Below are 13,931 nucleotides of genomic sequence, written 5' to 3'. Positions count from 1 at the left end.
GGGCGAAGCATGGCATGGCACGTGGTGTGTAGGGTCGTGCACGCGCGTGCACCATGGGGCTGTGTATGCTCCGCCGCAGCGAGGGGACCCATGCGCGACAACGACCGCCTGCCGGAGAGCCGACCGCCCGAGCTGGCCACCGATGCCACCGATGGCACGCGACTGCGCCTGCGCGGCGACTGGACGCTTGCGCACGCGCTGGCGATGGGCGAGCGCCTGCGCGCGGTGCCCGAGGGCGTCACGGCGGTGGACGCGGCCGACATCGGCCGCCTGGATTCGGCCGGCGTGCTGCAGCTGTTGCGCTTCGCGCGCCGGCATTGCCTCGAGCTGGACGTCTTCCGTTTCCGCGACGACCACCAGCCGCTGGTGGACGCAATCGAGGACGTCGCCGACGACCGCCCGAAGAAGAAGCGCGAATACGGCGTCAGCGCCGCGCTCGCGCGCCTGGGCTTCGCGGTGCAGGACAACTGGCACGAGATCCTCGCGCTGGTCGGCTTCCTCGGCGAGAACCTGCTGAAGTTCGGCCGCATGCTCGCGCAGCCGCGGCGCTTCCGCCTCACGTCCACCGTCTACCACATGGAACAGGTGGGCCTGGACGCGGTGCCGCTGGTGTTCCTGCTCGCGTATCTCGTCGGCGCGGTGATCGCGTTCCTCGGCGCGAACATCCTGCGAGACTTCGGCGCGGAGATCTACGTCGTGGAACTGGTGAACGTCGCGTTCCTGCGCGAGTTCGCCGTGCTGCTCACCGCCATCATCCTCGCCGGCCGCACCGCCAGCGCGTTCACCGCGCAGATCGGCGCGATGCAGGCGCGCGAGGAGATCGACGCGATCCGCACGCTCGGCATGGACCCGATCGACCTGCTGGTGATGCCGCGCATCATCGCGCTGCTGGTGATGCTGCCGCTGCTGACGTTCATCGCGATGATCGCCGGCATCCTGGGCGGCGCGACGGTCGGCGCGTTCAACCTCGACATCCCGCCGCAGGCGTGGCTCTCGCGCATGGACGCGACGATCGAACTGCGGCATTTCCTGGTGGGGCTGTCGAAGGCGCCGATCTTCGCGCTGATCATCGGCCTGATCGGGTGCCTGGAAGGCCTGCAGGTGAAAGGCACCGCGCAGTCGGTCGGCGAGCGCACCACCTCCAGCGTCGTGCAGTCCATCTCGCTCGTGATCGTGCTCGACGCGATGATGGCGCTGTGGTTCATGAACATGGATATCTGACGTGACCGACGAGGACATCATCATCCGCGTGCGGGGCCTGGTGAACCGCTTCGGCGAACAGGTCGTGCACGACGGCCTGGACCTCGACGTGCGCCGCGGCGAGATCCTCGGCGTGGTCGGCGGATCGGGCGCGGGCAAGTCGGTGCTGATGCGCTCGATCCTCGGCCTGCGCATTCCCGACGAGGGCGAGATCGAAGTGCTCGGCGTCGATGCGCGCAGCGAAGACGACGACGTGCGCCTGGTGATCGAACGCAACACCGGCGTGCTGTTCCAGGACGGCGCGCTGTTCTCATCGCTCACCGTCGGCGAGAACGTGCAGGTGCCGCTGAAGGAGCACCACCCCGACGTGCCCGACTCGCTGCGCTACGAACTGTCGCTGCTGAAAGTGAAACTGGCGGGCCTGCCCGCCGATGCGATCGAGAAGCTGCCGTCGCAGTTGTCCGGCGGCATGCGCAAGCGCGCGGGGCTGGCACGCGCGCTGGCGCTCGACCCGCCGCTGCTGTTCCTCGACGAACCCACCGCCGGCCTGGATCCGATCGGCGCCGCCGCGTTCGACGAACTGATCCTCACGCTGCAGCGCGCGCTGGGCCTCACCGTGTTCCTGGTCACGCACGACCTCGACACGCTCTATGCGATCTGCGATCGCGTGGCGGTCATCGCCGACCGCCGCGTGGTCATCAATGCGCCCATCGAGGAAGTCGAGCAGTTCGACCACCCGTGGGTGCGCGAATATTTCCACGGCCCCCGCGCCCGTGCCGCCCGCCCGGCGACCACGGTGCCCGCACCGGCCCCAGGAGTCTGACGATGGAAACCAAGGCCAACTACGTCCTGATCGGCGCGTTCACCATCGCGATCAGCATCTTCGGCCTGCTGTTCGCGTTGTGGGCCGCCAACTGGTCGTCCGAGCGCGAATGGAAGAATTACCGCGTCGTGTTCAACGAAGCGGTGACCGGCCTGTTCGAAGGCGGCAGCGTCCGCTACAACGGCATCAGCGTCGGCACGATCCAGCGCCTGCGCCTGGCGCCCAACGATCCGCGCAAGGTGATCGCCGAAGTACGCATCAGCGCCGACACGCCGATCAAGACCGACACGCACGCGAAGATCTCGCAGGACGGCCTGACCGGCCCCACCTTCATCCAGCTCAGCGGCGGCAGCCCGAATGCGCCGCTGCTGGCAAGCAACGATCGCGACATCGTCCCGACCATCGCCACCGAACCCTCCGCGCTGCAGAACATCGCCGACACCGCCAACCGCCTGGTCACGCGCATGGACGAGGTGCTGAGCGAGGAGAACGTGCGGCGCATTTCCGATTCGCTCGACAACATCCAGAAGCTCACCGGCGCGGTCGCCTCGCAGAAGGAAGACCTCGGCCAGCTGATCGTCAACGCACGCGAAGCCAGCGAACAGCTCAAGGTGACGCTGGTGACCACCAACGGCGCCGTCGAGCGCCTCGACAAGGACGTGATCCGCCAGTTGCCGCAGCTCGTCGACAAGCTGGACCGCACGCTGGTGCAGCTGGAGTCGGTGAGCAGCAACGCCAACGCGATGATCGCGGAGAACCGCGCGCCGCTGGCCAACTTCACCCAGAACGGGTTGCAGCAGGTCGGACCCGCGCTGACCGAACTGCGTGGCCTCGTGCGCGACCTGCGCCGCGTCGCCAGCCGCCTCGACAACAATCCGGCCGGCTACGTGCTCGGCCGCCAGCAACCGAAGGAGTTCGTGCCCGAATGAACCACGCCATCCTGACGCGCACGGCCCTGGTCCTGGCGCTGGCGTCGCTTGCCGGTTGCGGCATCGTGCCGAAGAAGGAACCCATCGCGTTGTATTCGCCCGAGGCGACGGTGCAACCCGATCCGTCCTGGCCGAACGTGCGCTGGCAGTTGCAGATCACGCGCCCGCACGCCAACGAGCTGATCGATTCGCCGCGCATCGTGGTGCGTCCGGCGACGGGCGAACTGCAGGTCTACCACGCCGCGATCTGGGCCGAGCCCGCACCGGACCTGGTGCAGGACGCGGTGCTGCGCGCCTTCGAGGACAGCGGGAAGATCCAGGGCGTCGGCCGCCGCGGCACGGGCATCGCCGGCGACTACGAACTGGCGCTCGACCTGCGCCGGTTCGAATCCGACTACGCCGGCGGCGCCACGCCGAACGCCGACATCGAAGTGGTGGTGAAACTGATCGCGCCGCGCACGAACAGCGTCATCGCGACGAAGACCATCCGCCAGCGCGTGCCCGCGGGCGGGACGGCGGTGGGCGCGGTGGCCGCGGCGTTCGACACGGCGCTGACGAACGTCGTGCAGGACATCGTCGGCTGGACGTTCATCGAAGCGCAGAAGTACGACGTGGCCCATCCGCGGCCGCCCGTCGTCAAATGACTACGTGGCGGCTTCCGGCGCCGCCGCGGGGACGCGCTTGCGTTCCTTCTTCGCCAGCATCGGCTTCTCGACGAAGTGCCACGAGGCCATCGCGAGCGGCAGCGTGCCCAGCGTCGCGAACAGGATCATCCGCTCCGGCGTGATGCCCGGCACCAGCGCCACCAGCATCTGCTGCACCGGGAACGCGTAGATGTAGATGCCGTAGCTGTAGTCGCCGAACCGGTTGAAGCCGCGGACGAACCCGCGCGGCACGTAGGCGAACCACAGCACGATGTACGTGATGACCAGCGGGTAGACCCAGAAGAAATACTTCGGCACCGCGGCGGCGGCGACCAGCGGCAGGGCCAGCGCGATCGCGATCGACGTGCGCATCGGGATGCGCGCGCGGAACAGCCAGAACGCCGCGCCGCAGAAGAACATGAAGAACAGGCGGAACGTGTGCCAGTGCTTGTAGCCGTACAGGTGCGACGCCCAGAACGACAGCAGCATCAGCGTGGTGCCGATCACGATCATCCGCGCGAACGAGCGCAGCTGCTTGTGCTTCGCGGCCGAGGCGGCCCACCACACCAGCGCGAGCAGCAGGTAACTGCGCAGCTCGAACGGCAGCGTCCACAGCGACCCGTTGATCACCTCGTCCATCGGGTGCCCGTCGAACACGCCGGGCAGCTTGAACTTCACGCCCGTCAGGATCGTGGAGTCCTTGAGGATCAGCTTGTAGACGTTCGCATCGGTGAAGTAGTCGTGCAGCGACCACGTCGTGAACACGGGCCCCAGCACGAACGCCAGCAGCAGCGACATCACGATCAGCGCCGGGAAGATGCGCAACGCGCGCGCCTTCACGAACGCCTTGAAGTTGTCCAGGCGCAGCAGGCTCGCGCACACGAGGAACCCGCTGGTGACGAAGAACACGTCCACCGCCACGCCCGCCGGCGTGTAGCCGAGCCACCGCACCCACGGTTCGTGGTTCTGCGGACCCAGCGTGATCGCGTAGCTGTGGCTCCACAGCACCGCGAACGCCGCCAGGAAGCGCACGAGGTTGAAGTTGTTGTCGCGCCCGACGGCGTAGTCCGACAGCTTCATCGTGGAAACGCGCTGCGCCTCAGGCCAGGCGCGCGCGCTGGGCGGCGAGGGCGTCGCGCTGCGCGGTCCATTCGGCCAGGCGCGTGCGCTCCTGTTCGACGACGGCCGCCGGCGCGTTGGCCACGAACGTCTCGCTGGCCAGCTTGTTGGTCGACTTCGCCAGTTCGCCTTCGACGCGCTTGAGCTCCTTGTCCAGGCGCGTGCGTTCGGCGCCGAGGTCCACCAGGCCCTCCAGCGGAACGAACAGCTTGAGTTCGCCGACGAGGCCACCGGCCGACGCCGGCGGTTCGCCGTCGATCCATTCGATGCGCTCGATGCGGTTGAGGAAGCGCAGCGGGGCATCGAAGCGGGCGATGCGCGCGCGATCGGCGGCGGTGCCGGCCTGCAGCAGCAACGCGATCTGCTTCGCGGGCGACACGCCGAGTTCGCTGCGGATGCGGCGCAGGCCGGAGACCATCGCCTTCAGCCATTCCACGTCGGCCTCGGCCGTCGCGTCGCGCGGGAAGTCCTGCGCTTCGGGATACACCTGCAGCGAAATCGTCGACGCAGCGATCGACAGGCGCGGCGCCACGCTGCGCCACAGTTCCTCGGTCACGAACGGCACCAGCGGATGCAGCAGGCGGAGCAGCGCCTCGAGCACGTGCAGCAGCGTGTGGCGCGTGCTGTCGGCCGCGGCGGCGTCGCTGCCGTTGAGCGCGGGCTTGGCGAGCTCGACGAACCAGTCGCAGAACTCGTTCCAGGCGAACTCGTACAACGCCTGCGCGAGCAGGTCGAAGCGGTAGGCGGCGAAGTGCGTCGCGGCCTGCGCCGACACCTCGGACAGGCGCGCGAGGATCCACTTCTCCGCATCCGTCACCGGCTGCGGCGCGCCGTCGAAGGTCTTGCCTTCGGTGTTCATCAGCACGAAGCGCGTGGCGTTCCACAACTTGTTGCAGAAATTCTTGTAGCCCTCGGCGCGGCCGAGGTCGAACTTGATGTCGCGGCCGGGGCCGGCCAGCGCCGTCATCGTGAAGCGCAGCGGATCGGCGCCATGCGCGACGATGCCGTCCGGGAATTCCTTGCGCGTGGCCTTCTCGATCTTCGGTGCGTCGGTCGGCTTCATCAGGCCGGTGGTGCGCTTGGCGACCAGGCTTTCCAGCGAGATGCCGTCGATGATGTCGATCGGGTCGAGGATGTTGCCCTTCGACTTCGACATCTTCTGGCCGTCCTTGTCGCGGACCAGGCCGGTGATGTAGACGTCGCGGAACGGCACGCGCCCCGTGAAGTGGTCGGTCGCCATGATCATGCGCGCGACCCAGAAGAAGATGATGTCGAAGCCGGTCACCAGCACCGAGGACGGCACGTAGCGATCGAAGCCGAGGTCGGCCATCTTCGCTTCGTCCGGCCAGCCCATCGTGCTGATCGGCCACAGCTGCGAGGAGAACCACGTCTCCAGCACGTCGTCGTCCTGGCGCAGCAGCACGTTGGTGCCGAGCTTGTTGCGCGCGCGCGCGTCCGCTTCGTCGCGGCCCACGTAGATGTTGCCGTCGGCGTCGTACCACGCTGGGATGCGATGGCCCCACCAGAGCTGACGGCTGATGCACCAGTCCTGGATGTTTTCCATCCAGTGGCGATAGGTGTTGATCCAGTTCGGCGGGACGAATTGCACGTCGCCTTTCTCGACCAGTTCCATGCCGCGCTTCGCCAGGCCGTCCATCTTCACGAACCACTGGTCCGTCAGGTACGGCTCGATCACCTGGCCCGTGCGATCGCCGCGCGGCACCTGCAGCTTGTGCGGCTTGGTCTCGAGCAGCAGGCCCAGCGCTTCGAGATCGGCGAGCACCGCCTTGCGCGCGACGTAACGATCCAGCGCGCGGTACTTCTCCGGCACGTTGTCGTTGGTGGTCGCGTCGGGCGTGAAGATGTTGATCAGCGGCAACTGGTGGCGCTGGCCGACGAGGTAATCGTTGAAGTCGTGCGCGGGCGTGACCTTGACCACGCCGGTGCCGAACTCGCGATCCACGTACGCATCGGCGATGACGGGGATTTCGCGATCGGTCAGCGGCAGCTTCACCATCTTCCCGATCAGGTGCGAATAGCGTTCGTCGTCGGGATGCACCATCACCGCGGTGTCGCCGAGCATCGTCTCCGGGCGCGTCGTCGCCACCGTCAGCGTGCCGCTGCCGTCGGACAGCGGATACGCGATCGACCACAGCGACCCGTCTTCTTCTTCGTTGGCGACTTCGAGGTCGGAGATCGCGGTCTTCAGCACCGGATCCCAGTTGACGAGGCGCTGGCCGCGATAGATCAGGCCTTCCTCGTGCAAACGCACGAACGACTCGACGACCGCATCGGCCGCCATCGGATCCATGGTGAACACGCTGCGCGACCAGTCGCCCGACGTGCCGAGGCGACGCATCTGGCGTTCGATGGTGTGGCCGCTCTGTTCGCGCCACTCCCACACCTTGTCGATGAAGCCGGCGCGGCCGAGGCCGTCGCGCGTCAGGCCTTCGCGGCCGAGGTTGCGCGCGACCACCATTTCCGTCGCGATGCCCGCGTGGTCGGTGCCCATCTGCCACAGCGCATCGAAGCCGCGCATGCGGTGGTAGCGCACCAGCGCATCCTGCAGCGTGTGCTGGAACGCGTGGCCCATGTGCAGCGTGCCGGTGACGTTCGGCGGCGGCAGCAGCACGACGTAGGGCTTGCCTTCACCGCGCGCGCGGAAGACGCCCGCGTCTTCCCACTCCGCGTACAGGCGGGATTCGAACGAAGCCGGATCGTAGCTGGGGGCGAGGGTGTCGCTCATCGGTGCGTGCTGCCTGGCGTGTGTATCGGTTGTCGCGCGTCGCGGCGGTTACATATCGTGCTTGGTGACATCGAAGCCGCGGGACTGGTACTGCTTCCAGCGTTCGCGCAGCGGGCCGCGCGCGCTTTCGTCGGCGGGCACGACTTCCAGGACGCGTTCGACCGCGCCTTCCACCGCGCCGTCGCGCAGGTTGATCACGATGGGGCGCAGCGGCGCATCGACGCCGGGCGGCGCGATGAGTACCGCGGCCTCTTCCTCGTCGACGTCTTCGCCGGCGATCTGGTGCGGGATGTAGGCGTCTTCGCCCATGTCCCACAACAGGTCATCGAGTTGTTCGGCCTGCGCCGCATCGCGCGCCAGCACCAGCGTCCAGATGCCGGCGTCGTGCGCCTTGCGCGCGAGCTCGCACACCAGGCGCAACGGTTCGGCGCGGAAGCGCGGCTTGGCGATCAGATAGAAGTCGGCGCGCGGCACTAATCAGGCGCCGCGGTCGAGCAACCACTGCGCGAGCAGGTTCACCGGGCGGCCGGTGGCCATGCCGCGCTTGCCTTCGTCGTTGGCGACGCCGGCGATGTCCAGGTGCGCCCAGCGCTGCCCTTCGGCGAAGCGTGCGAGGAAGCAGCCCGCGGTGATCGCACCGGCCCAGCGGCCGCCGATGTTGTAGACGTCGGCGAAGCTGGATTCCAGCAGCGACTGGTATTCGTCCCACAGCGGGAGGCGCCACGCGCGGTCGAAGGTGGTTTCGCCGGCGGCGGCCAGCTCGTTCGCCAGGTCGTCGTGCTTGCTCATCAGGCCGCTGGCGTACTTGCCGAGCGCGACGACGCAGGCGCCGGTGAGCGTGGCGACGTCGACCAGCGCGACGGGCTCGAAGCGCTGCGCATAGGTGAGCGCATCGCACAGGATCAGGCGGCCTTCGGCGTCGGTGTTGCCGACTTCGATGGTCTTGCCGGACATCGACGTGAGCACGTCGGACGGGCGATAGCTGTTGCCGTCGGGCATGTTCTCGACGGCGGGCACGACGACGACGAGGTTGACCGGCAACTGCATGCCGACCGCGGCGACGAAGGTGCCCATCACCGTCGCGGCGCCGCACATGTCGTACTTCATTTCCTCGATGCCGCCCTGCGTCTTCAGGTTGATGCCGCCGGTATCGAAGGTGATGCCCTTGCCGACGAGGACGTAGGGCTTGGCGTCGCCGCCGTTGTTCCACTTCATCACGACCATCTGCGGCTCGTTGGCCGAGCCCTGCGCAACGGCAAGCAGCGAGTCCATTCCGAGCGCTTCCATCTGGTCGCGGCCGAGCACGTCGCATTCGGCCTTGTCGAAGCGCGCGGTGAATTCGCGCGCCTGCTGGCCGAGGTATTGCGGGTTGCACACGTTGGGCGGCAGGTTGCCGAGTTCGCGCGCGAACGCGACGCCCGCGGCGATGGCCTTGCCCTGCGCGAGCGCATGCGCGTCGTCGCCGGCGACCGCCATCGACTTCAGGCCCGTCTCTTCGCGCTTCTTGTTCTTCGCGCCGAGCGTGGCGGTGTAGCGGTAGCACGCGTGCGAGGCGGCGACGATGGCCTGGCGGATGTTCCAGGCGGCGTCGCGCTCGAGCACCGGCACTTCCGACAGCGTGAACAACGCATGGGCGACCGGGCCCGTGCGCAGCGCGCGCGCGGCATCGCCGACGGCCTTGAGGTATTGCGCGGTGCCGAACTTGGCGCGATCGCCGAGGCCGATCACCAGCACGCGCGGCGCGGCGACGCCGGGCAGGTCGTGCAGCAACGCGGTGCGACCGGTCTTGCCGCTGACGTCGCCACGCGCGACCAGGGCGGCGAGCTTGCCGCCGCTGGCGGCGTCGAGCGCCTGCGCCGCGGGGGCAAGGCTGTCGTCGGCGAACGCGCCGACGATGATGCAGTCGGTGGCGGCGCCGGCGGGGGCGGCGGAGGACAGCGTGAATTCGAGGGACATCAGCGGATCCGGGAACGTAACGTCGTGTCGGGGGAAGCCGGGAAGACGTGGGACCGCGGAGGCAGTCCCGTACAATCGCCCGGATAACGAATGCGGAAGTCTACCGATCTCCGAGGCCCGATGCCCAAGCTTGACCGCTATCTCACGCGCGAATTCACCCAATCCGTATTCGCCGCGATGGTGGTGCTGGGCCTGGTGAGCCTGGGCGGCGTGTTCGCCGACCTGCTCGGCGAGATCGCGCGCGGCAAGGTCCCGGCGGGCCTGCTGCTCTCGCAGCTGGGCCTGCGCCTGGTGGATTTCCTGCCCATCCTGCTGCCGCTGTCGCTGATGCTCGGCCTGCTGCTGGCGCTGGGCCGGCTGTATCGCGATTCCGAAATGCCCGTGCTGGCCTCCATCGGCATCGGCCCGGGCCGCATGTTGCGTCCGCTGATGATGGTGACCTTGCCGGTCGTGGCGGTCATCGCGGTGTGCGCCCTGTGGCTGGGCCCGTCGGCCAAGCGCCTGGGCGACCAGATGGTCTACGAGGCCAACCGCAACCTGCTGATCACGGGCCTGGAGCCCGGCAAGTTCACCGCGCTGCCGAACAACGGCGGCATCGTGTACGTGGGCGGCATGAGCGCGGACGGGCGCACCTTCACGCAGATGTTCGTGCATCGGCTGGAAGGCGAGCGCGTGGACGTGAGCACGTCGGCGTCCGGGTCGCTGTACCTGGAGCGCGACGGCACGCGTTACCTGCGCCTGGACGATGGCTTCCGCGTCGAAGGCCCGGCCGGCCCCGGTCGCGATTACCGCCTGATGCGCTACAAGCGCAACGAACTGCGCCTGCCCGACGCCGACATCAAGCGCAGGAAGAACGATCCGGAACTGGAATCGACGCTGGACCTGCTGACCGACGCGCGCCCCGAAGCCGCCGCGCAACTGCACTGGCGCATCGCGCCGATCCTGTTGGCGCTCGCCTTCGCGCTGATCGCGGTGCCGATGGCGCGCAGCGCGCCGCGGCAGGCGCGTTACGGCCGCGTGCTGATGGCCTTCCTCGGATACCTCGTGGGCATGAACCTCACCATCCTCGGCACGCAGTGGATTTCCGAAGGCAAGTCGCCTGCGGCGCTGGGTCTTTGGTGGTTGTTCCTGCCGCTGCTCGCGTTCGCGGCCTGGCTGTACGTGCGCGACGGGAAGATGTCCACGCCGAAGCTGCGTCGCGCGGGAGCGTCGGCATGATGCCGTTCCCGAAGATCCACGACCTCTACATCGGGCGCGTGGTGATCGTCACCGTGCTCGCGACGTGGGGCATCGTGCTCGGCCTGGACCTGATCCAGGCCACGATCGGCGAACTCGGCGACATCGGCACGGGCCGCTACGACTTCATGCACGCGCTGGTGTCGATCCTCTACACCGCGCCGCGCCGTGCGTACACGTTGTTCCCCACCGCGGCCGTCGTCGGTGCGCTGATGGGGCTGGGCCAGCTGGCCGCCAGTTCCGAACTCACCGCGTTGCGCGCGGTGGGCCTGTCGCGCCGTCGCCTGAGCGGTGCGGTTGCGCTCGCGCTGGCGTTGCTGACGTTGCTGATGGTGGTCAACGGCGAAACGCTCGCGCCTTGGGGCCAGCGCCAGGCCGACAACGTGAAGTCGGAAGCCAAGTCCAACAACGCGATCTCCGCGCAGTACCAGGGCGTGTGGGCGCGCGAAGGCGACATGTTCCTCAACGCGCACACCGGGCAGCAGCGCACGTCGGGCGCGGACCACTGGCTCGAGCTGCGCGACGTGAGCCTGTACCAGTTCGACGAACGCGGGCGGCTGGCCTCGATCGCGCAGGCCGCGGTCGCCGAGCATCGCCAGTCCGGCTGGCTGCTGCGCGACGTGGTGCGCACGAGATTCGACGATGCCTCGGTGCGGCAGGAACACATCCCGGAGGAACGCTGGAAGACGCAGCTGGACGACGCCGCGCTCGCCGCCAGCGTCACGCGCCCGCGCTACCTGCCGTCGAAGGAACTGAAGAACAGCATCGACTACTTCAAGCGCAACGGCCTGGATTCGCTCGACTTCGAAGAGATCTACTGGAGCCGCTGGTTCTACGCGCTCAACGTGCTCGCGTTGTGCCTGGCGGCGGTGCCGTTCGCGTTCGGTTCGCTGCGCAGCGGCGGGCTGGGCAAGCGCCTGTTCATCGGCATCGTGTTCGCGCTCGGCTTCTGGATGCTGCAGACGCTGTTCGGCAACCTCGCACGCGCCTACCACATCGATTTCCGCATCGCCTACCTGTTGCCGCTGGTGGTGATGATGGGGACGTCGATGCTGTTGTTCCGGCGACGGTCGGGCTAGGCCTTCGTGCGCGGCGGCATGCGTTCCATGCGCGTGCCGCTGGCGCGGTCGTGCCAGGTGAGGCGGTCGCGATCGATCCACGCCCACCAGAAGCCCAGGCCCGCGAGCGCCAGCGACACCGCGCCCACTGCATAGCGGATCCACAGCGCGCGCCACGAGGCGAGGGCGCCCGAGGCATCCACCACGCGCAGGCGCCACGGACGCATGCCGAGCGTCTGCCCGCCGCGGTGCCAGCTCAGGACGGCGTACAGGCCGCCGATCAACCAGCACACGGCCCACAACACCCACTGCAGCGGGCTGAAGGCGGCGATGTTCTGGTGCGGGTCGTGGCCGGCGATCGTGTAGCCGAGGGTGAAGGCCAGCGACGCCAGCATCCACAGCGCGACCACCGGGAAGACGTCGTACACCAGGGCCAGCAGGCGCCAGAAGACGAGGGTGGGGCGGCGGGGCGTCGGGGCATCGGTCATGGGCGAAAGGATAGCGCGGCGCTTTCGGCAGTCCTGGTGGCTTGCGCTCGTCATCCCCGCGCAGGCGGGGATCCAGAAGCAAAAGCGTAAAGCGCATCAACCGCCTCCGGCCCGGCGCTCCGCCGCGATGAGGGCGACAGGTCCTTGCCCGGCGCGTTCCGCTGTCCCTGCTCCAAGCACCGGCCGTGCGCCATCCATGGCGCACTTCAAGGACCTATCACCCTCATCACGTCGAAGCGCTTCGCGACCTGAGCGTTGCGACGCTGCGTAGGCGTAGTGCCTCGCACCGGATCGGTAAGTGGCTGGCGAACAGCTGCACCCGGACGGATGGCGCACTGCACGCCCAGCCAATCCCGCTCCGCTGCCTCGCCATCCTTGGCTGCGAGCATCGGCGCCGTCCATCCATGGACGGCTGCGCGGGATTGGCTCGGCGTGCGGTGCGCCTCACCGCAACGTTGATGTCTGCAAATTCGGTTTGCGAAAGCAGCGCGCTGCTTATGAAGCTTGTTTGGCTGGCGCTTTGCTTGCGCAACAGAATTTGCGAACAAAACGTTTCGGTGCTTCCCATCGATGGAGAGCCCCCTTTGAGTCAAAGGGGGCGGCGCGACAGCGCGGGGGAATGTGGGTGTACAGGGCCGGGGCCCAAAGTTTTGCGCAGCAAAATTTTGGGAGCGCATTGGCGCGCCCGCGCCAAAGCGCTGCGCTAATCTGTCGCCATGCCTTCCAAGCCGTCCGAACTTCGCGCCATCGCCCTGCAGCGCGCCCCGGTGAACGCGGCCGACGAAGCGGCGATCGCGGCATTCCTCGATGCGCTGTGGTCCGAAAGCGGCGTGGCGCAGGCCACGCTCGAAAGTTATCGCAGCGACCTGGAAGGCCTGGCGCGCTGGCGCGACGGCCGCGGCGGCGGCATCGCGACCGCCGATCGCGCGGTGCTCTTCGACTATTTCGCCGAACGCACGAACGCCGGCTATTCCGCGCGCAGCAACTCGCGCCTGCTCTCCACGTTGCGCGCGTTCTACGCCCATTGCGTGCGTCGCCGCGATCGCGCGGACGATCCGACGGCATTGATCGATCCGCCGCGCCTGCCGCGTTCGTTGCCGAAGGCGCTCTCGGAATCGGAAATCGATGCGCTGCTGTCCGCGCCCGAAATCCACGACCCGATCGGCCTGCGCGACCGCGCGATGTTCGAACTGATGTACGCCTGTGGCCTGCGCGTGAGCGAGCTGTGCAACCTGCCCTCCACGGGACTCAACCTGCGCCAGGGCGTGCTGCGCGTGATGGGCAAGGGCAGCAAGGAACGCCTGGTGCCGCTGGGCGAAGAGGCGCAGCACTGGCTCGAGCGGTATCTCGCCGAAGCGCGCCCGAAGATCGCGGGCAAGCGCGCGCTCGCGTCCCTGTTCCTCGAACACAGCGGCGAGCCGCCGTCGCGCCACAAGTTCTGGATGCTGGTGAAGCAGTACGCGGTGAAGGCGGGCATCGATCCGCGCCGCATCAGCCCGCACGGCCTGCGCCACAGCTTCGCCACGCACCTGCTCAACCGCGGCGCGGACCTGCGCGCGCTGCAACTGCTGCTGGGGCACAGTTCGCTGTCGACCACGCAGATCTATACGTTGGTCGCGCGCGAACATCTCCAGAAACTGCACGCGAAACATCACCCGAGGGGATGAATCCCGCGGCATGAATGGGCCAGGCGTGTGCGAAGGCGTGACCGCCGGTACTGGTGCGTCGCGGC

The 13,931-nt window shown here is 68.0% G+C and carries 12 protein-coding genes; 7 read left to right on the top strand and 5 right to left on the bottom strand.

Features of this window, described 5'->3' with window-relative positions; translation table 11 throughout:
* Positions 1-90 precede the first annotated feature (90 nt).
* Genes LYSCAS_RS04350 through LYSCAS_RS04335 form a run of 4 tightly spaced genes read left to right on the top strand, consistent with a single transcriptional unit; the run spans position 91 to position 3,596 of the window.
* The gene (locus tag LYSCAS_RS04350; RefSeq protein ID WP_244858662.1) at positions 91-1,221 is read left to right on the top strand and encodes an ABC transporter permease; all 1,131 of its coding nucleotides are present in this window, start codon (positions 91-93) and stop codon (positions 1,219-1,221) included.
* Complete coding sequence (locus tag LYSCAS_RS04345; RefSeq protein ID WP_213437579.1) at positions 1,214-2,023, top strand: ABC transporter ATP-binding protein; 810 nt, start codon at positions 1,214-1,216, stop codon at positions 2,021-2,023. Before LYSCAS_RS04350 ends, LYSCAS_RS04345 begins: the two co-directional genes overlap by 8 nt.
* Positions 2,024-2,025: 2 nt before the next feature.
* Positions 2,026-2,952 (top strand): MlaD family protein, encoded by a 927-nt coding sequence (locus tag LYSCAS_RS04340; protein ID WP_213436034.1) that lies wholly within the window; start codon positions 2,026-2,028, stop codon positions 2,950-2,952.
* The gene (locus LYSCAS_RS04335) at positions 2,949-3,596 is read left to right on the top strand and encodes an ABC-type transport auxiliary lipoprotein family protein (protein WP_213436032.1); all 648 of its coding nucleotides are present in this window, start codon (positions 2,949-2,951) and stop codon (positions 3,594-3,596) included. The genes LYSCAS_RS04340 and LYSCAS_RS04335 overlap by 4 nt, the downstream gene beginning before the upstream one ends.
* On the opposite strand, the gene LYSCAS_RS04330 is transcribed toward LYSCAS_RS04335, so the two are convergent.
* Genes LYSCAS_RS04330 through LYSCAS_RS04315 form a run of 4 tightly spaced genes read right to left on the bottom strand, consistent with a single transcriptional unit; the run spans position 3,597 to position 9,417 of the window.
* Positions 3,597-4,676 carry an acyltransferase family protein gene (locus LYSCAS_RS04330; RefSeq protein ID WP_213436030.1) on the bottom strand — a complete coding sequence of 360 codons (1,080 nt, stop codon included), beginning with the start codon at positions 4,674-4,676 and terminating at the stop codon, positions 3,597-3,599.
* Positions 4,677-4,695: 19 nt separating this feature from the next.
* Positions 4,696-7,461, bottom strand: coding sequence for a valine--tRNA ligase (locus LYSCAS_RS04325; protein ID WP_213436028.1), 2,766 nt, complete (start codon positions 7,459-7,461; stop codon positions 4,696-4,698).
* Positions 7,462-7,509: 48 nt separating this feature from the next.
* Entirely contained in the window at positions 7,510-7,935 is a 426-nt protein-coding gene (locus LYSCAS_RS04320; RefSeq protein ID WP_213436020.1) for a DNA polymerase III subunit chi, read from the bottom strand.
* A gap of 3 nt (positions 7,936-7,938) precedes the next feature.
* Complete coding sequence (locus tag LYSCAS_RS04315; protein ID WP_213436018.1) at positions 7,939-9,417, bottom strand: leucyl aminopeptidase; 1,479 nt, start codon at positions 9,415-9,417, stop codon at positions 7,939-7,941.
* Between the two features lie 120 nt (positions 9,418-9,537).
* Between LYSCAS_RS04315 and lptF the strand changes: the two genes are divergently transcribed.
* Positions 9,538-10,635: an LPS export ABC transporter permease LptF gene (gene lptF, locus LYSCAS_RS04310; RefSeq protein WP_213436016.1), complete on the top strand. Its 1,098-nt coding sequence runs from the start codon at positions 9,538-9,540 to the stop codon at positions 10,633-10,635.
* Positions 10,569-11,732, top strand: coding sequence for an LPS export ABC transporter permease LptG (gene lptG / locus LYSCAS_RS04305; protein WP_407075173.1), 1,164 nt, complete (start codon positions 10,569-10,571; stop codon positions 11,730-11,732). The genes lptF and lptG overlap by 67 nt, the downstream gene beginning before the upstream one ends.
* On the opposite strand, the gene LYSCAS_RS04300 is transcribed toward lptG, so the two are convergent.
* Complete coding sequence (locus tag LYSCAS_RS04300) at positions 11,729-12,199, bottom strand: RDD family protein (protein WP_213436012.1); 471 nt, start codon at positions 12,197-12,199, stop codon at positions 11,729-11,731. The two genes, lptG and LYSCAS_RS04300, sit on opposite strands and share 4 nt — an antisense overlap.
* 716 nt (positions 12,200-12,915) lie before the next feature.
* On the opposite strand from LYSCAS_RS04300, the gene xerD reads away from it, so the two are divergent.
* Positions 12,916-13,866 carry a site-specific tyrosine recombinase XerD gene (gene xerD, locus LYSCAS_RS04295; protein ID WP_213436009.1) on the top strand — a complete coding sequence of 317 codons (951 nt, stop codon included), beginning with the start codon at positions 12,916-12,918 and terminating at the stop codon, positions 13,864-13,866.
* Positions 13,867-13,931: the final 65 nt, after the last annotated feature.

The organism is Noviluteimonas caseinilytica (assembly GCF_018406605.1).
Lineage (GTDB): Bacteria > Pseudomonadota > Gammaproteobacteria > Xanthomonadales > Xanthomonadaceae > Noviluteimonas > Noviluteimonas caseinilytica.
Note: the sequence above shows the minus strand (reverse complement) of the source record. Positions and strands in the feature narration are given on the sequence as shown.

What these genes read in the sequence shown, in the direction of transcription:
- LYSCAS_RS04350 (WP_244858662.1), top strand. Translation starts at nt 91, where the DNA reads ATGCGCGACAACGACCGCCTGCCGGAGAGCCGACCGCCCGAGCTGGCC.
- LYSCAS_RS04340 (WP_213436034.1), top strand. Translation starts at nt 2,026, where the DNA reads ATGGAAACCAAGGCCAACTACGTCCTGATCGGCGCGTTCACCATCGCG.
- LYSCAS_RS04335 (WP_213436032.1), top strand. Translation starts at nt 2,949, where the DNA reads ATGAACCACGCCATCCTGACGCGCACGGCCCTGGTCCTGGCGCTGGCG.
- LYSCAS_RS04330 (WP_213436030.1), bottom strand. Translation starts at nt 4,676, where the DNA reads ATGAAGCTGTCGGACTACGCCGTCGGGCGCGACAACAACTTCAACCTC.
- LYSCAS_RS04325 (WP_213436028.1), bottom strand. Translation starts at nt 7,461, where the DNA reads ATGAGCGACACCCTCGCCCCCAGCTACGATCCGGCTTCGTTCGAATCC.
- LYSCAS_RS04315 (WP_213436018.1), bottom strand. Translation starts at nt 9,417, where the DNA reads ATGTCCCTCGAATTCACGCTGTCCTCCGCCGCCCCCGCCGGCGCCGCC.
- lptF (WP_213436016.1), top strand. Translation starts at nt 9,538, where the DNA reads ATGCCCAAGCTTGACCGCTATCTCACGCGCGAATTCACCCAATCCGTA.
- LYSCAS_RS04300 (WP_213436012.1), bottom strand. Translation starts at nt 12,199, where the DNA reads ATGACCGATGCCCCGACGCCCCGCCGCCCCACCCTCGTCTTCTGGCGC.
- xerD (WP_213436009.1), top strand. Translation starts at nt 12,916, where the DNA reads ATGCCTTCCAAGCCGTCCGAACTTCGCGCCATCGCCCTGCAGCGCGCC.